This is a genomic window from Rivularia sp. PCC 7116, assembly GCF_000316665.1.
Taxonomy (GTDB): Bacteria; Cyanobacteriota; Cyanobacteriia; order Cyanobacteriales; family Nostocaceae; genus Rivularia.
The window spans coordinates 3,964,182-3,982,467 of the sequence record NC_019678.1 but is presented as its reverse complement, the minus strand read 5'-3'; the positions used below and the strand labels follow the sequence as shown (position 1 = coordinate 3,982,467).

General features: G+C 35.6%; 11 protein-coding genes and 1 pseudogene. 5 read left to right on the top strand and 7 right to left on the bottom strand.

Translation table 11 applies throughout. The annotated features are described in order from the left end of the window. Nucleotides 1-36 precede the first annotated feature (36 nt). A complete protein-coding gene (locus tag RIV7116_RS15475) occupies nt 37-1,368 on the top strand; it encodes a hypothetical protein (protein WP_015119240.1) in 1,332 nt (443 codons plus the stop codon). A 17-nt stretch (nt 1,369-1,385) separates the two neighbouring features. Here RIV7116_RS15475 and RIV7116_RS15470 read toward each other — a convergent pair whose 3' ends face one another. After that, nucleotides 1,386-2,504: an AI-2E family transporter gene (locus RIV7116_RS15470; RefSeq protein WP_015119239.1), complete on the bottom strand. Its 1,119-nt coding sequence runs from the start codon at nt 2,502-2,504 to the stop codon at nt 1,386-1,388. 342 nt (nt 2,505-2,846) lie between these two features. On the opposite strand from RIV7116_RS15470, the gene RIV7116_RS15465 reads away from it, so the two are divergent. Further along, on the top strand, nt 2,847-3,239 hold the full coding sequence (locus RIV7116_RS15465; protein ID WP_015119238.1) for a hypothetical protein: 393 nt from the start codon (nt 2,847-2,849) through the stop codon (nt 3,237-3,239). 158 nt (nt 3,240-3,397) lie between these two features. On the opposite strand, the pseudogene RIV7116_RS35840 reads toward RIV7116_RS15465, so the two are convergent. Both RIV7116_RS35840 and RIV7116_RS15455 read right to left on the bottom strand, forming a co-directional pair. Next, a pseudogene (locus RIV7116_RS35840) lies at nt 3,398-3,730 on the bottom strand (filamentous hemagglutinin N-terminal domain-containing protein); the annotation flags it as partial. Between the two features lie 75 nt (nt 3,731-3,805). Further along, a complete protein-coding gene (locus RIV7116_RS15455) occupies nt 3,806-9,319 on the bottom strand; it encodes an ATP-binding sensor histidine kinase (protein WP_044291878.1) in 5,514 nt (1,837 codons plus the stop codon). Between the two features lie 281 nt (nt 9,320-9,600). On the opposite strand from RIV7116_RS15455, the gene RIV7116_RS35835 reads away from it, so the two are divergent. After that, entirely contained in the window at nt 9,601-9,759 is a 159-nt protein-coding gene (locus tag RIV7116_RS35835) for a hypothetical protein (protein WP_157229287.1), read from the top strand. 134 nt (nt 9,760-9,893) lie between these two features. On the opposite strand, the gene RIV7116_RS15450 is transcribed toward RIV7116_RS35835, so the two are convergent. Further along, nucleotides 9,894-10,517 carry a Uma2 family endonuclease gene (locus tag RIV7116_RS15450; protein ID WP_015119236.1) on the bottom strand — a complete coding sequence of 208 codons (624 nt, stop codon included), beginning with the start codon at nt 10,515-10,517 and terminating at the stop codon, nt 9,894-9,896. Nucleotides 10,518-10,731: 214 nt separating this feature from the next. Between RIV7116_RS15450 and RIV7116_RS15445 the strand changes: the two genes are divergently transcribed. Next, complete coding sequence (locus RIV7116_RS15445) at nt 10,732-12,144, top strand: reverse transcriptase family protein (RefSeq protein WP_015119235.1); 1,413 nt, start codon at nt 10,732-10,734, stop codon at nt 12,142-12,144. A gap of 99 nt (nt 12,145-12,243) precedes the next feature. Here RIV7116_RS15445 and RIV7116_RS15440 read toward each other — a convergent pair whose 3' ends face one another. The 3 genes from RIV7116_RS15440 to RIV7116_RS15430 all read right to left on the bottom strand — a co-directional run bounded on the left by RIV7116_RS15440 (nt 12,244) and on the right by RIV7116_RS15430 (nt 16,537). After that, on the bottom strand, nt 12,244-13,467 hold the full coding sequence (locus RIV7116_RS15440) for a VCBS repeat-containing protein (RefSeq protein ID WP_015119234.1): 1,224 nt from the start codon (nt 13,465-13,467) through the stop codon (nt 12,244-12,246). Between the two features lie 357 nt (nt 13,468-13,824). Further along, nucleotides 13,825-15,030: a VCBS repeat-containing protein gene (locus RIV7116_RS15435; protein ID WP_015119233.1), complete on the bottom strand. Its 1,206-nt coding sequence runs from the start codon at nt 15,028-15,030 to the stop codon at nt 13,825-13,827. 307 nt (nt 15,031-15,337) lie between these two features. After that, nucleotides 15,338-16,537, bottom strand: a complete 1,200-nt coding sequence (locus tag RIV7116_RS15430; protein WP_015119232.1) for an acyltransferase — start codon at nt 16,535-16,537, stop codon at nt 15,338-15,340. 341 nt (nt 16,538-16,878) lie between these two features. On the opposite strand from RIV7116_RS15430, the gene RIV7116_RS15425 reads away from it, so the two are divergent. Beyond that, nucleotides 16,879-18,189: an aminopeptidase P N-terminal domain-containing protein gene (locus RIV7116_RS15425; RefSeq protein ID WP_015119231.1), complete on the top strand. Its 1,311-nt coding sequence runs from the start codon at nt 16,879-16,881 to the stop codon at nt 18,187-18,189. The last annotated feature ends 97 nt before the right edge of the window (nt 18,190-18,286 follow it).

Sequence of the window (18,286 nt, the reverse complement as noted above, 5' to 3'; positions counted from 1 at the left end):
TTACGATATATATTTACACTAATTTTATTAACTATCATGCAATTACCATCATCTAATAATCAACCTACTTCCGAATTAGATGCAGAAGTTGAAAACCTGTCTAATATTGCTAGCAACATCGCAATTGATAGTGAAATGCAAGCAAAAATACAAAATTTGCTGGTTCAAATTAAAACAAGTTTACGGCAGCAAAAGTTAACTATTGAAATGCAGCGAGAGCTAGCTAAATTATTAAGTTTGATGTCAAGATTAGATTATAGTAATCCCCAACAGATTGACATTTTAGATTTAGCTATTTCTATTTTACTGGAAAATAAAGAAGAGACATCTCTAAGCAATCAAAAATCAAATTTTCCGAATAAAGTATCTGATAAATCCGATAAAAATTGTGGAAACTTAGTTTTTGTTAGAGAAGCAAGACGACAGATAGCAATTCAATCGCAAGAATATCCACATCCTTTGAGTGTAATTATTAAGGGTACTGGAGGTGCTTATAATCGCTTGCTTTCTGGTTTAAGTTGGTTTTTCATCATTTTTGTTGTCTTCCCTCTTTTAGGAATTGGAGCAGCATTTATTTTATTTAATATTGTTGATTTTACAAAGCAAGATGCTAATCAGCTACAGCAACAGACTATTGAGTTTAAATCTCAGCTAAATAAAAAAGATGAAGAAATTAGAACAGCAAAGGAACTCAGCAATACTTTTCGAGCAAGTTTGAGTAAAGTAAATGACGAGTTAAAATTTTTGACAGACGAAGAAGCGGAAGATAATAATGTTGGAGTACCGCTAATCAAAATTCAACAAATTCAAGAAAACATTGAGAAAGAATTAGCATTTGCTACTAAAAAAGAAAATGCCGAGCCATCTTCTAATTTAGAAACTCCGAATCGAATGACTACAACTAATAATCAAACCAATCAAAACAATAATAATGACGAAAGTGATATTGAACCCGATAATCAAAATCCGAGTCAATTAATTTTATTTACAGACTGGTTTGTGAAACAGGATTTATTCTTTATTTGTTTAGCAGTTTCAATGGGAGCTTTAGGAAGTGCTATTAGCGTGATTGTACGGGCAAATAAATTTATCGAGCAAGGGAAAGAAGGTGAATCTGATTTATTTTTTACCGGATTTTTCCGCCCTATTGTAGGTATGTCTTTTGCTATTTTTGCTGTAGCATTAATCGAATCTGGGGTATTTTCCGGTATATTTAGAATTGCCGAGCGTGAAAATCGTAACGTTTACCTTTATATGGCGATCGCCTTTGTTGCAGGATTTAGTGAAAGATTAGTTGAAGACGTAGTTTTGAAAACAGAAAATACTTTAACTGGCTTTAACTCGCGTCAGGATAAATCAAATAAGTAATTTATTTTTTCGTATTTTTAATCTTTATTTATGACAGAATCACCTTCAATTTCTGTAGTTGTGGGATTAATGTCTACAAAAGCAATATTACTATCTGGCTGCATTTTATCTTGATTTAAATGCCAGTTATTCAAAACATCTTTGACTAAAATTTCTTGAATAAAAGTTTGAAGAATAAGTACTAAAGGAATTGCCAAAAATACACCCAAAAAGCCAAAAAAGTTTGCAAAAACTACCACAGATAATAATGTTACTACAGGTAACAAAGAAACTTGCGACCTCATTATCAAAGGTACAACAATTAAACTTTCAACCTGCTGAATACCAAAATATAATGCAACTACAGCAACTGCTTTCCAAGGCGCATCAAGCATCGCTAGTAAAAGCGGTGGAATTAAACTTAATGTCGGTCCTATATTAGGAATAAATTCTAAGAGTCCAGCTAATATAGCATTAATTAAAGGTAGTCTTACACCTAAAATTAATAAACCAATATAGCTTAAACCACCAATAAGGAACATTGTCAGTAGCGTGCCTCTTATCCAACCAACTAAATTTTTTTCACATTTGCATAAAATCTCATCCATGCGACGACGATAAAAAGCCGGGAAAAGCATGATAAATCCGCTTCTATAAGGATTGGGATCTATTAAAAGCATTATAGTTAAAACAAGAAAAAGCAGAAACGTTAAAACAATGTTTAACGATTGACTTAATATTAAAAAGAAGTTTCCTAACAGCGTATCCAACCAATTTTGCAAACCTTGAGTTAAGTACCGTAAACCTTGAATTTCTTCTAACACTTGCTCGGGAAGTACTTTCAAAAGCCAGTCATTCCACAAACGCATTTGGTCTAAAATTTTAGGTACGATAAAAGTAAATTCGCGCAACTGCTCGACAATTTTTGGCGCAATCAGAGCAAAAAATCCCAGTATTATTGTCAGTAAAAGAATAACGGATATGCCAACAGCAAAACCCCGCTTAATACGAATTTTTTCTAAAATTTTAACAACTTGATTCAACGCTGTTGCTAAAACTATTGCTGCAAAAACTATTAGCAGAACTTGCCTAATCTGCCACAAAATATACATTGAGACGATAAAAGCGAATAAGCCAATCCATTTTCCTATACGCACAAAATAACCTCGTATTTTATAAGTTTTTGCAGCAATCGTATATGTAAAGTATATGTTTCAAATGACTCTTGTCTTCCTCCTGAAGTAAGGTTAATTTCATCTGCAATAGAGACTATAACGGACAAAATACACCCTTAGAAAGACAAAAATAGTTATTTATCTTAACAATTGAAAGTTTAGGACTGATTTATGGCTAATAGTTTTGATTTTCTCAACGAGGCTTTGTAGCTGATTTAATCAAATATTTATTAAATATATGAACCGGTTGTGTATTGCACTGATGGGATTTGTTCTCTTCATATCTGCTTATATTGTTACGAATTTCGCTACAAACGTACTTAGATGACAACATCCGATATTCAACTTATTGTTTCCCTTTGCGAATTGGATTTAGATGACGAAGAATTACAAGTGGAAGTAGAAAATTTGCTTCCACAGATTAGAGAAGTAGACGGAGTAGAAGACGCAGGTTTGGTGGAAGTTGCAGAAGTACCCGAAAATTCTAAATCTCTGACTGGTTATGTTTTGGGGATGTTAAAAACAGTTTTTGTAGACAAAGCACATCTAAAAAATGTTTTTGGCTTTTTGCGCGATCGCTTTGGACATAAACCCATCAAGATGACGCTCAAAGCTGGTGATGGTAGGGAATTGAATTTAGAAGCCAGCAGTAGAGAAGAGTTTGCATTCGCGATGGAGAAGGCGGAAGATTTTCTAAACAATACCAAAAATATCTAGAACAGTAAGATGTCGAAGATAGCTTTACTAATTGGTGTAAAAGCAATCAAAGAACAACTACAATATGTTAAAAGAAATTTATCACATATAAAAAAATTAGTTTCTTCAGGAGCTAATCTTTTCTTGACATTTAATCCACTAAGAGTATTCCCGCGACGCAAAGCCTGAAGAAAAGGTGCTGATACATTATGCCCTGTATTATTTATCTGAATATTTCCCGGATTATTCCCCATCTGCAACCCCAAAGGGACGCTCACAGTCAACAACGGCTCACTTTGAGCATTCACCGCGCTAAATTCAAACCCATCCTCAAATAAAACACTTTCAGCAGTTGTTCCCAAAAAGGAACCACCAATATCTAAGCGAGCATTTTCACCAAATACAATCTCCGTAGGATTAATCAAAAATAAATTTGCATTACCGTTAGCTTTAATTAGCCCATCAACGGACGAAATATTTCCACCAGTTACCCGGTTAATAATATTTACGACACTTTTGACTTAAAGTTCAATTGGAACTAATTTTAGGTCTATTACACCACGGCATAAATAAACCGCTAACCTCTACTAGTGACAAATGGGTAATTGAATTACAAATTCTGTTCCCTCTCCTGGAGTAGAAACACAACTTAATTTACCTCCATGTTTTTCTACCACAATCGAATAGCTAGTTGATAATCCTAAACCCGTACCGCTACCAACGGGTTTTGTAGTAAAAAATGGGTCAAATACTTTATTTAAAACGGACTTACTTATACCAATACCATTATCGGTGATACTAATTAATATATTTTGGGAATCGAGCCGTGAGGTACGAATTGTAATCCTTGGTACTTTTTCCTGTTTATCTCGTAAAGCGTCAATAGCATTACCAATAATATTCATAAATACTTGATTTAATTGTGAAGCATAGCATATAACTTGTGGAAGTTGATTGTATTCTTTAATCACTTCAATTTCTGGATATTTATTATTAGATGTGAGTTGGTGCTGCAAAATTAAAAGAGCGCTATCAATTCCAGAATGAATATCTACTGATTTAATTTCAGCTTCATCTAAGCGAGAGAAGTTTCGCAATGACATAACAATATTACGGATACGTTCTGCACCTGTTTTCATTGAAGCAAGTAGTTTTGGTAAGTCTTCAATCACGTAATCAAGTTCTATCTCTTCAATTTTTGAAGAGATTTTGGCTAGAGGTTGTGAATACACATTTTGATATAAATTAATTAATTCAATTAAAGATTCTGCGTATTCGGAAGCTGGCGTGAGATTACCATAAATAAAGCTGATGGGATTGTTAATTTCGTGAGCTATGCCAGCAATAAGTTTTCCTAATGCATACATTTTTTCGGATTGAATTAATTGGGATTGAGTACTTTGCAGTTCTTTTAAAGTAGATTCTAGTTGATTTGCTTTTTGTTTAACTTGAAGGGTGCGTTCTTCGATTTTTTGTTCCAAGGTTTGGGAATAATTTGATAATTTGTCATACAACTGGGCATTTTCTAAGGAAATTGCAGCTTGAGTTATGAGCAGATTCAGAATCTCTACACGCTTTTGTGTAAATGCACTCGAAGTTAATTGATTTTCTAGATATAGCAAGCCGATTAATTTACCTTGATTCAAAATCGGCATACACAGCAAACTTTTGGGTTTTTGTTGTATTAAATATGAATCGGCTCCTATATCTTTTTGTGTTATGACATTATCTAATACAACTGTTTTGAGATTACGTTTAACTACATTAATTATCGTATGTGGAATATTTTCGCTCTCTTGAGATGGTATATTTAACAGTTTTATATCTTTATTGCTAGTAGCCAAAGCTTCGAGTATTAGAGTATCCTCTTTTTGTAACAGCAAAGCAGCTTTGTTTGCCCCTGCATTTTCTATTACTACTTGCATTAACTTGGAAATTAATCGCTCTAGCTGAATTTCACTTGATAATATTTGGGAAGCTTTAAGAATGCTGGCGAAGTCCAAAGATTCGTCCATATTGCTTGAACTTGCTAAAGTTGTTTGAATAAATTGATTGAGGTATTCGGATTTATCAAAGTTGTTTGAGTGGGTTTGAGTTATTCCAAGTTTGTGAAGCTGACTTTGTAATATGGGAGTGAGTAGTTGGGGATAGCGTTTTTCTAAGTCGTCGGTTTTGGCTTTGGCTCCCCAACGGGCGTAGCAATAGTAAGCTTCGTGCATATAGCTTGTGGCTATTTTCTCTTTACCCCAGTCAAGGTAGAACTTAGCAGCGAGTTCATTAGCGAGCGCTTCTTCTTGGAGGTAGTTGTTGTCTTTGGCTCCTGAAATGGCTCTATCGTACCAATCCCCTGCTTCATAATTTTTTCCTTCTAATTTGTATTTTTCAGCTTCTACAAGTTGGAACTTATGCAAGTGGTTCATTGGAGCATAGTCTGCCCATATCTCTAGAGACTTTTGGTTTTGCACAATCTTTTCCAGAAAAACTGTTTTCTGTGTAGTATCCGCACGCTCATACAATGACAGTAGATTGAGAGATTGATAAAAATTCTTTAATGGAATAATTAATAATCCAGCTGTACCTTGTTCGTATTCCTCAAATTTACTGGCATACTCGTTTGCACTTTGATAATCTCCAAATAAATAAAGTAGTATCAGTTTTGCTAAATAAATGTAGCAAATTCCATTAACATTTTGACTCTGGATTAAAGATGGTAGAGTTTCAAATTCATCAAAGCAAGAGCCAACCAGTACTGTGGGCTCTTCAGCTTTTCCACGCAGATTGATTACAGTTTGTCTCCATGTATTTCCCCAAATCAAAGAAGTTTCTTGCTTAATGGATTCCATCAGTTCACAATGCTTATTCGCTTCAGATTCGACAAATTCCAGATTGTCTCCAGCCCAAAATAAAAACTGGCAATAGCAATTAGAACAATACCCAACATATTCAAGATCGCCATTTTCTAGAGCGCTGGTTAAACCTGCTAAAAATACTGGTAATGTCGAGCGAACTGATTTTTTCCAATGGTTAATAAATAGACCAAAAATAAGACTTACTTTGCCAATTTTATCTTTGACTTGAAACCGTTCTAAAAAAATCCTTGCTAATTCACCAAATTGATATCCACGCTCAATTTCTCCTGTAGCACATAAGAATAGTCCGTAAAGACTATAAGTAATTGCCGATTGAGGGGAGTTACCATATTGAATACAGATTTTCACCATTGTGAATATCTTTAAGGGCAATAACTCGGGTTTGGCTAAATATACAGATGCGAACAAACCAGCGAGGATTCCTAGGGCTGCTCCTTGATTGGAATTGTCCAAATTTGGTAAATCAGCCAGGCTTTTGATTGGGCGATCGCCTAGAAGAGTTTTAAGCTTTTGGTGTTCGGCGATAGTTATCTTTAAATCGCAATAGAAGGGGAAATCTATACCGAATAAATCAAGGGCTTCTCTACCTATATTTATGGCTTCTATTAGCTTGTTTTGTGCTGTATATGATTGAATTTGGGTCTCATAAACTTTAATTTTATCTAATGATTTTTGAGCGTGTATAAGTGTTTGCTCAACTAGATTTTTTGAGGTTTCAAAGTTAGTATTTAAATATTCTGATTCCGCTAACAATTCATACAGTTTTAGGCTTAGATTGTACTGCAAGTGCCAGCTATCCGTAGTTAGGAGTTTTAAACCTATGTTTAAATAACTGACAGCAGCACCATAGGCAGTAGCAATTTTAGCCTTATTACCAGCCATCAAGTTTAACTGAGCAAGTTGCTCTCTTTTATATGGTTCATCAACCAACTCAATTCCCATATTTAGCTGATTGACAATATCAAAAATGCGATTATCTAGCTCAACTTCTGGTGTATTGCTTAAGAGTAATTGTCCAATTTTAAGGTGAGTTGCTTTTTTCTGTTCTTCCGGAATCAAGGAATAAGCAGCTTGTTGAACCCTGTCATGTAAAAATTTATAATTGACAATTTGCTTGTGTAATACTTCCCGATTCTGTATTTCTGAAGATAGATAAAACTTATAAATTTCACTAGTAGGTAAAACCAAAGCGAACTGTAAAGCTCTCCATAAATCAGCAGCAGTTTCAACTTCAGATTTTTGATAAACTACCGCTAATGTTGATAAATCAAATTGATTACCAATACAAGCCGCTAGTTTCAAAACATGTTGTGTTTCTTCTGGTAATTTATGCAACAACAACGCCATAAATTCAACTACATCATCAGTAAATGAAGCGGTTTTTATTTGGGCAATATCACATACCCATAAGCCTGTATCATAATCAAATTTAATTAAACTATCTTCATGAAGTGATTTTAAAAATTGGTTGATAAAAAATGGATTCCCTTTAGTTTTTTGATATATAAGATGAGTTAGTGGTTGTGCAATTGACAGCGAGCAATTAAGAGTATCGGCAACTAATTGATTTAAACTTTCTTCGCTTAATGGTGCTAAAGTAATCGTATTAATTATTCCTTGCGTTTTACTAATTTCTTCCACAGTCAACATCAAAGAATGAGCGGGAAACACTTCGTTATCGCGGTAAGCACCTATTAACAGTAGATAATTGGTTTCAGATTCGCTCATCAGTAATTGCATCAACTTCAAAGACGCTGAATCTGCCCACTGTAAATCATCCAAAAATATGACTAAAGGATGTTCTTTTGTAGTAAAAACTTGCAGAAATTTTTGAAATAATAAATTAAATCTATTTTGAGCCGCATTACCTGATAATTCTGTTACGGGTAGTTGTTGTCCAATAATTTTTTCTAAGGAGGGAATGACTTCAATAATTACTTGAGCATTATCTCCTAAAGCTTGTAAAATTTTAGTTTTCCAAATTGATAATTGAGCATCACTTTCACCTAATAACTGAGCGATTAAATCTCGAAATGCATGTACAAAAGCAGATAAGGGAATATTACGATTAAACTGGTCAAATTTTCCTTTGAGAAAATATCCCCGGTGTTTAACAATGGGTTTATGAACTTCGTTAATCAGAGCAGTTTTACCGATACCAGAGAAACCTGCTACCATCATTAATTCACTTTTGGATTTTCCCTCATCTCTCTGGTTATAATGCTCTGCTTTTAAATGCATTTTCAGAGGCAGAGCCTCCCGAGCTTCTGAATGAGAAGTAATACCAGAAACTCGGTTAAATGCGGCTAATAATTCCTCAACTTCAGTTTCTCTACCATATAATTTTTCAGGAATAATAAATCTGTCATTTTTATCTCTTTGGGCAATTTTAAATTCTTCAATCTTCCCAGTTTCTCTAAGTTGTTTTAAACAAGTTTCTAAATCATACTTTAATCCCAAAGCACTTTGATATCTATCTTCCGCATTTTTTGCCATCAACTTGATGACTATTTCGGATAAAATCTTGGGAATTTCTTCATTTGTAATTGGTAATGGTTGTTTAGCAATATGACAATGTACCAACTCCATGACATCATCAGACTTAAACGGTAATTCTCCTGTCAATAATGAGTAAAACGTAGCACCTAAAGAATAAAAATCACTACGGTAATCAATGCCGCGATTCATTCTTCCAGTTTGTTCGGGAGAAATATATGCAAGTGTCCCTTCTAAACCATTAGGATTTTTGATTTCCTGGGTTTCCTTGGGTAGTAACGAAGCAATACTAAAATCAATTAATTTAACTTGTTTTGTTTTGGGATTAATTAATATATTGGCGGGTTTAATATCCTTATGAATAACGCATTTTTGATGTATATTGTGGAGAATACTGCTAATTTGTAATACAATTGATATTACATCTATTAGAGACCTGTCCGTAGTCTGCATATATTCATGTAGCGAAACCCCTCCAAAATCTTCCATCACCAAAGCATAAGCATTCTGGTATGACTCAAAAGAGTAGGGACGAATGATTCCGGGAATATCTAAGTTTTTGGCAATGGTGTATTGATTGCGAAATTGTAACAGTTCGTTGAAGCTCGGGTAAGGATTTTTTAGCAGTTTTATAACTACAGGTTTTTGGTCATATTCTCGAACAGCACGGTAAACTAGGGTTCGAGAACCATTATAGAGTTGCTCTTTGATGGAATATCCGGGAATACGAACCATACTACCTTTACCCTGAATGCTTCTGGAGTTAGTATTCCCAAATATGGCAAAAACATTACTATCTTTTTGAGCAAGTGCTGTTTCCCAATTATCTTCATCGTGTGTTGACAGTGGTATTAGTTGTAGCCCTAGCTTTTCCGTTAGTTTCCAATCCAAATTTCGCTTTATGTGCAAAAAATTTCATCTTATGGGCGACAAATAGCTGGAAGTCTTGAAATTCGGTTCTAATTATTTCACTTTATCCGCGACAAATTTCATTATATGCGCGAACCCACAGCAAGGTGCAAGAAACATCTCCTGCCATGACTCCCGAATTCTACCCGGTGAAAGAAGGGCATAAAATTTTATTAGCGAAGTCGCCGAAGGATGATCCCAAGTTAGTATATCGTCAAGAAGTGGAACGTCGAATTGGAAGCAGAAAGAAACAAAAACAGTTTTAATTAAATTCAAGAGTTAATAGGTTAAGTTCGTAGGTTGAGTACAGGGATAGCGAAACCCAACCTACGCATTTGGCAAGGATATCCGCTACGAGTGAAGGATTAATTCTCAATTTCGTTAATACTGTTATTTTCAGTTAAACACCAAGCACTTCTTTAGCAGTTAGCTTCAATTCTGGGAATAATTTTGATTCAATTAGATCATTAGCCCTGTAAGCTTTTTTGATATATTCCGATTCATTATCTAATAAGCAAACAGTTACGGTAGGCTGCTTGGGATTGCCCGTAAATTCCTTTCCACCCAAACCTAAATAGTCCAATATCCAATATTCGGCTATCCCAATACCCGAATATTCACCGTATTTTTTGTAATAATCATCTCTCCAGTTTGTACTAACTACTTCTACTACCAAAGGTATGGATTTTGCTAAGGTAACTGTTGAGTAGTCATCCCAGTAAGGTTCGTTGTCTAAGTTATCTAAATTTAGCAGTAGTATATCTGGTAGATAAGCGGCTTCACTAAATGCAGATTTTATTAAAGCTTTCGATGGAATGCCATAAGGCAAATTAAGTCTTTTAAACTCCAGCGTCAAATTACCACTAACTAGCGAAACAACGATTTCATGCTTACCTTTCGGCTGTGCCATTTCTACTAACACCCCATCGTGTAATTCCCACATCCCCTCTGAGGGCTTTTGTTGTATAAATTCTTCAAATGTTAAATATTCAGCTAATGGCTGAATTATTTTTGTTTGAGTCATTAGATTTTAGATTTTAATATTAAAGCTTATGCTTTTTCTACAATACATAAAAATCTGCATAGGAGTTGCAATATCAAAAGCGTACCAACCTACATATTTTTTAGCCTTTGTAATTAATTCATTAATATAACAACAACTACAACCCCCGTTAATTTCTTCCACAACTTGGGAACCCTAATTATGAACAAGGAACTCCTAACTCATAACTCTCATCATGTCCGAACAACCCCGCAGCCGTCAGGAACTCTACGAACAAGTACGCAAAGTTGGTAAAGAGGAATTTATCCTCGAAGAAATGATTCGCTATGGTTTTTGGTCGCCGCAAGGTAGCATACCAGAAGATCCCGCTGATGAAATTCGCCGTGCTGGGGAAATTCGCAGAGAATTACAAGAGTTACGCAGAGAAAGCAGTCGTCTCCACAACGAACAAAAGCTGCGAAAGGAAGCTTTGAAAAAAAGGCTGGCAGAGTCAAGAAAAAAGCAGCAGGAAACTAAGGAAAGAAGAGAAAAGGAACGTTTAGAGCGTGCCCAAGCTTGGCAGCAGAAAAAACAACGCGAAATTATTTATCTCGGTGAAGAGGTTTCTGCTGGTTTAAATCACGGCGAAGCTAATTTAAAAAGGTTGAAAAACAATAATTTACCTTTGTGTAATACTGCCGAAGAAATTGCCGCAGCCATGGGAATTACTGTAAATAAATTACGTTTTTTAGCATTCAACCGCAAAACTTCTACCGTCTCCCATTATATCCGCTTCAAAATGCCTAAGAAAACCGGGGGAGAAAGACTCATTTCGGCACCAATGCCAAATTTAAAGCAAGCTCAACATTGGATTTTAACTAATATTTTAGACAAGCTGGAAGTTGACGAAGCTGCTCACGGTTTTTGTCAAAAACGTTCTATCCTTACTAATGCGACTCCCCATATTGCTGCTGATGTTGTCATTAATTTCGATTTAAAAGACTTTTTCCCTTCGATTTCTTATAAACGAGTTAAAGGGCTGTTTCATTCCTTTGGGTATTCGGAAACTGCTGCAACCATCTTTGCTTTAATATCTACCTCTGCGGATGTGGAAAAATTACAGCTTGATGGTACAACATATTATGTAGCAGTAGGAGACAGATATCTTCCTCAAGGTTCTCCAGCAAGCCCTGCAATTAGTAATTTACTCTGTCGTCGTTTAGACAAAAGATTGACGGGGATGGCAGATAAACTAGGTTTTACCTATACACGTTACGCCGATGATTTAACCTTTTCTGCTAACGGTGAAAGTTTGCGGCATATATGTAATATTCTCAGACGAACGGAATCAATTGTCACCCACGAAGGTTTAATAATTAATCAAGAAAAAACCCGAGTTTTACGAAATACCAGACAACAAGAAGTAACCGGGATAGTTGTAAATGAAAAACTCAGCGTTTGTAGAAAGACTTTGAGAAAATTTCGCGCTACGTTATATCAAATTGAAAAATCAGGTTTAGAAAATAAAAAATGGGGAAATTCAACTAACTTACTCGCAGCAATTACCGGATATGCCAACTTCGTTGCAATGGTAAATCCTCAAAAAGGAAAAGAATTTCAACAACAGGTGAAACGAATTAAAAGTAAATATACAAAGAAGAGGGAATAGGGAATAGGGAATAGGGCATTGGGAATGGGGAATTAATTATTTCTTTCTCCCTCACTCCCTCACTCCCTCATTCCCTCACCTGCTGTTAACTGTTAACTGTTAAAAAGTATTCCAACCGGGTTCATTATCTGGTAAATACTCACCTTCGGCAATGGTACCATCCATCATCCAAATAGCAGTTCCCCCAGTGGTACTATTACGCCAGAAAATATCAGTTTTGCCGTTTCCGGTATAATCTCCAAAGGTTGGTTCCCAAGTTAAATCATTGGAAGGTAAGAAAGCTTTAGTTAAAATACTTCCTCCATTCATTAACCAAGCTGTATTTTCACCGGTTTCGGTATTGTGCCAAAAGACATCAGATTTACCGTCAGCGTTGAAATCTCCAATATTAGCTTGCCAAGCAGAACTTAGTTGATCTAAAGTTTCTTCATTGAAGAGAACATCATTAAATAAAGTACCATTCATTATCCAAACTTCATTCTCTCCACTAGCTTGATTGCTCCAGAGAATATCAGCCCGAGAATCTCCATTGAAATCCCCAAAAGTTGGATTCCAACTAGTGTCTAATTCTTGTACGGCAAAACCATTAGCAGTAGTACCATCCATAAACCAAGCGGCGTTTTCTCCGGTTACGCTATTGCGCCAAAATATATCGGTTTTACCATCGTTATTGAAATCAGTAATGTTGCGATCCCAAATTAAATCGGTGGTAGGCAAAAAAGCAGCTGTAACAACATTTGTACCATCCATTATCCAAGCCGCATTTTCACCCGTTTCCGAATTGCGCCAAAGTATATCACTCTTGCGATCGCCGTTAAATTCAGCAATACTAAAATCCCAGTTAGAATCAATTTTTTGAATTGTTTCTTGGGAGTTGATATTAGTACCATCCATCTGCCAAACTACATTTTCACCGGAAGCTTTATTCCGCCAAAAAATATCGGTTCTGTTATCAGCATTGAAATCAGCAAAAGCAAAATCCCAAGCTGCATCAACACCCCTCAGAGTTTCTGCATTTGGATTAACACCATCCATCAACCAAATAGCAGTTTCACCTGTTTGTTCGTTCCGCCAAAACTTATCGTTTTTGCCATCACCATTGAAATCTACTTCAACCGCTGCGCCGCTAAATATTGCATTAGGGTTGGGATTTGCCTCACTATTTACAAGTCCATCATCATTTAGTAGCGATTCGGAAGCACCTTGTAAAATTGAATCGCTATCGAAGGAGATATTCTCGTCAAAAGTATTGTTTGAAATGGAAGTGTATGCTGTATTTAAAGCATTTACAGATACACCTAAAAGATTTTCAGTTGAAAACATAGTGGTTATTTATCACTAATATTTATCAGTTTTAACTGATTGGTTCATTTTTTTTTGTTAAGAGGTAACATAAAATTTATTATTAAATGTTGTTTATGATGAACATTTTTAGTATCAAGTTAGGAATGGGTAATTGGTAATCGGTCAATAAATAGGATTCATCAATAAATTATTAGAAGAAGATACGTATTATGAAAAACCCGGCTTATCAAAAAACCGGGTCAATGAATACTAAGCATTGAATGATGATATATTAGGTAATAGCTTGTTCAACGGTTATAGCAAACAGATAAACAAAATTATAAACTAATAATAGTTTTAATCATCTATTACCAATTACCCATTACCTATTATCAATTAACTATTAGTAAAAACCCATTCAGTAGGAAGTGTAGGTAATTCTTCCTCAACGACATCAGTACCATCTACTCGTAGGAAGAAGTTTTCACCAGTTTGAGTATTGCGCCCGAAAACGTCTGTATCTCCATCACCATCGTAATCGCCGACAGTTGCATCCCATTCAGGAGCAAACTGTGGTAAATCGACTGGAGTAGCAGTAGCACCATTCATAATCCAAGCGACATTTTCCCCTGTAGATTGATTTCTCCAGAGGATATCCATTCTACCATCAGCGTTGAAATCGCCGATTTCAGATTCATAACCAGCACCTAAAGTTGGTAAATCTGCTGCGGTAACATTTGAGCCACTCATCAACCAAACCTTAGTTTCACCGGTACTTGTATTTTCCCAAAGGATATCGGTGGTAAAGTTGCCATCGAAATCACCTTCTTCATACTTCCAACCAGCACCAAATGTTTCTAATTGGCTAGCGTTTGCATTCAAGCCATTCATAAACCAAATGGCATTTTCACCAGTCTGCTCGTTATGCCAAAATATATCTGTATTGAAGTTAGGATTAAATTCACCAACGGTATAACTCCAGGATGAATCTAACTGGGGTAGGAAATCTGCACTAGAAACGCTGACACCATCCATCAACCAGCCAGCATTTTCACCAGTAGTGTTATTACGCCAAATTAAATCGGTTTTACCATCGCCGTTAAAATCGCCAATACTATGATCCCACTCCGTACCTAGGGTATCCAAAGCACCCTCAGCCGCAATTTCAGTACCATCCATCAACCATAAAAGGTTTTCACCAGTACTACCATTACGCCACATTAAATCGGTTTTGGCATCACCATTAAAATCACCAATAGTGTAGTTCCATTCAGTGCCTAAAGTATTAACAGCAGCACCAGTAGGATTAGCACCATCCATCAACCAAATAGCATTTTCACCGGTTGCTGTATTACGCCAAAATTTATCGTGAATACCATCACCATTAAAATCAGCATAAACAGCAGGGCTGCTAATATAAGGACTGGGATTAGGATTATCTTGAGCACCAAAATCAGAAGTCAGAACTTCATCATTTAATGACTGTGATGAGCCACTTAAATTTAAAGTATTTAAATCATTTTCTGTAGCTAAACTATTATTTTGGATTGACGCAGATTGTAATGCACTATGACTCTTTAAGGGATTTGTAGATTCCAACATCGTATTTATAAATTTCCTGCTTTCATATAACTTTTATCTTTGTTTTTATAAAGATTCTGTTAAATTAGAACATCTGGTAAATTTATAAAATGTTGAAAAAATATACTTTTAATATGTAAAAATGCTCTAATTATTTTTTAAAATTTTACAAGTGTATTTAGTCATATTTCCTAGCCTCCGTTTCTCGTTACAAGTCTCTGACTTGTAATGCATTTCGAGAGGCTCTGCCTCTTCTCCTATAATAGAGGCAGAGCCTCTGAGTTATGCGTTCCCAGCCAGAGACTGGGAACGAGTTATTACCAATTAACTATTTTCTCTTCCATTTAGCAAAAGGTAATTCAACTAAGTAGTAAGTAACTGTAGCTAATACAGTGGATAAAAGAATGGTTGCTGTTAATCGGATATAAAATGCTTCTATAGGAATTTTTGCGTTAAAAACATCATAGGTTCTGGTAATAATTGGCATATGCCAAATATAAATACCGTAGGATAAATTACCTATGATTTCTAATATTCTGGTGGGATTTTTTAAAATTGTATTGCAGGATAACTTTTCATTTTTACCAAATTCTTGATAAACATCTTTGTCAAAAGCGAATATAAAAAATGAGGTAATTATTGCTGTTAATGGCTGTAATATCAATATCGTTGTTAATGTTCTCCAACCACCGCTACGATTTGGTAAATTCCATAACTCTTGATGATATAAATGATGTGCTGTAAATAAATACAATAAAATTATCAGTATGGCTGAAAGTATTTTGATAATCAGCGATTTATTATAATTCAATTTAAATTTATGATTTTGAATCAATTCATTAACTAAAAAACCACATAAAAATAAATCTAAATTGGTAATTAAGGGAGTATACCAATATTTAAATGCATATCCCATATCTTGAGTAATTTCTTGATTAAAACTTATCCAAAGTAAACTTCTAAAAATTAAACTTGCGATAATGATTAAGAAACCAGCAATAAATACCTTTTTTTGATTGCTCAAACGATGATGAATCAAGCTGTAAATAAAAGGAACGATTAAATAAAACTGTATTTCCGTGGATAAAGACCAAAAAACATCGTTAAATTTTACAGTCTCAAAACTAATATAAGGGTGATAAGTAAACGTACATATTCTAAATAAATAACCCCAATTAGTAAATTTTAAAATTTCTGGATAAACAAAGATAGATAAAACTAGTACGGCAAAATAATATAGCGGAAAAATTCTCAAGACACGATTACGCCAAAACTTGATTACTCCGGCAATATCAACAGTGTAGCGCTTCGTATAGAAAACCTTCCCCATCAAATAACCAGATAAAACGAACAAAATCCAAACTGCGATCGCGCCGTGACTAAACATCAGCCAACTCAAATCAATATCGTCGTAAATAATTGATTTCCTGGGGGGAGCACAATGAATCGTCACTACCATCAAACAAGCAAAACCGCGTAGAGCCAAAAGTGCATCTAAGCGATTGCTTTTATTTATATTTGATTGCATTTATGTTGTTCTATTCTAATTAAATTAAATATCTCGATAACTGATACATGCAAATTGTCATAAACCCTGTTTTATCGATTTTGACTGAAATCAAATACTAAATATTTTAATTTATTTTTTTGTCAAAAGGTTGCCATATTGGCAATGATACCCAAACCTACTACCACAACTTTCTTCTTAGCTCGACAATTACCGATATAAAAACCGCAGAGAGCGCGGAGGAAACAGATAAAGAGAGATAGTAAGTTACAAAGCCAGATGGGAATCAGATAAATAGCAAAATCCAAAATCTAAAATAGTATTACCCTAATTAAATATAAGCAACGCAATATCAAAGAACTATGCAAGCAGAGTATCGGCAGCGACGGGATGCATTAATGTCAAAGATTGGTAACGGTACGGCAATTTTTCGCAGTGCCCCTATGGCTGTGATGCATAATGATGTAGAATATGCCTACCGTCAAGATAGCGATTTTTTCTATCTAACTGGTTTAAATGAAGCCGAAGCTGTAGCGGTTTTAGCTCCCCACCACGAAGAACACAAGTTTATCTTATTCGTACAACCAAAAGATATTACCAAGGAAGTTTGGAGCGGTTATGTCACCGGAGTTGATGCAGCCAAAGAAAAGTATGGTGCTGACGAAGCTTATCCTATCAACGAACTCGACGACAAATTACCCCAATATTTAATTAACGCAGATAAAATTTATTATCGTTTGGGAAGAGACAAACCCTTCAACGAAACTGTTCTCACCCATTACCAAAGATTATTACGCACTTATCCCAAACGCGGTACTGGACCCACAGCAATTCAAGATACCTGTACAATTTTACATGGTATGCGTTTAGTTAAAAGCGATTCCGAACTAACGTTAATGCAAAAAGCTGCCGATATTGCCGTAGAAGCTCACAATGTAGCTCGGGAAATGGCAAAACCCGGAGTTTACGAATACGAAATTCAGGCAGAGATGGAGCGCATTTTCAGGAAACATGGTGGATTAGGACCAGCATATCCTTCTATTGTCGCATCTGGTGCAAATTCTTGCATTCTCCACTACATTGAAAATAATCGTCAAATGCAGGATGGAGATTTACTGTTAATTGATGCTGGTTGCTCCTACGATTATTACAACTCCGACATCACCCGCACCTTTCCCGTAGGTGGTAAATTCACCGACGAACAAAAGATATTATATGAATTAGTTTTATCAGCCCAAAAACAGGCGATCGCTCAAGTAAAACCAGGAAATGCTTACTCTTCAATTCACGATACCGCATTAAGGGTACTTGTAGAAGGAATGGTTGATAATGGTATCCTTAAAGGTGAAGTTGATAAATTAATCGAAGAAGAAAAATACAAACCTTATTATATGCATCGTACCGGGCATTGGTTGGGTTTAGATGTCCACGATGTCGGAGTTTATCAACACGGTGACGATAATCCCTTAATTCTACAACCAGGACAAGTTTTAACAGTAGAACCCGGTATTTATATCGTACCAGGAGCAAAACCCGCAGAAGAACAACCCCAAGTAGCACAAAAATGGATGGGAATCGGTATTCGTATCGAAGATGATGTCTTAGTCACCGAAGACGGATGCGAAGTTTTAACTAAAGGTGTTCCCAAGGAAGTTGAGGATATGGAGAGATAGAGTGAGGGAGTGAGGGAGTGAGGGAGTGAGGGAGTGAGGGGAAGAAGATAATGTCACTGCTAATTATTCCCAATGCCCCATGCCCAATGCCCCATTC

What these genes read in the sequence shown, in the direction of transcription:
- RIV7116_RS15450 (WP_015119236.1), bottom strand. Translation starts at nt 10,517, where the DNA reads ATGACTCAAACAAAAATAATTCAGCCATTAGCTGAATATTTAACATTT.
- RIV7116_RS15445 (WP_015119235.1), top strand. Translation starts at nt 10,732, where the DNA reads ATGTCCGAACAACCCCGCAGCCGTCAGGAACTCTACGAACAAGTACGC.
- RIV7116_RS15435 (WP_015119233.1), bottom strand. Translation starts at nt 15,030, where the DNA reads ATGTTGGAATCTACAAATCCCTTAAAGAGTCATAGTGCATTACAATCT.
- RIV7116_RS15465 (WP_015119238.1), top strand. Translation starts at nt 2,847, where the DNA reads ATGACAACATCCGATATTCAACTTATTGTTTCCCTTTGCGAATTGGAT.
- RIV7116_RS15440 (WP_015119234.1), bottom strand. Translation starts at nt 13,467, where the DNA reads ATGTTTTCAACTGAAAATCTTTTAGGTGTATCTGTAAATGCTTTAAAT.
- RIV7116_RS15475 (WP_015119240.1), top strand. Translation starts at nt 37, where the DNA reads ATGCAATTACCATCATCTAATAATCAACCTACTTCCGAATTAGATGCA.
- RIV7116_RS15455 (WP_044291878.1), bottom strand. Translation starts at nt 9,319, where the DNA reads ATGGTTCGTATTCCCGGATATTCCATCAAAGAGCAACTCTATAATGGT.
- RIV7116_RS15425 (WP_015119231.1), top strand. Translation starts at nt 16,879, where the DNA reads ATGCAAGCAGAGTATCGGCAGCGACGGGATGCATTAATGTCAAAGATT.
- RIV7116_RS15430 (WP_015119232.1), bottom strand. Translation starts at nt 16,537, where the DNA reads ATGCAATCAAATATAAATAAAAGCAATCGCTTAGATGCACTTTTGGCT.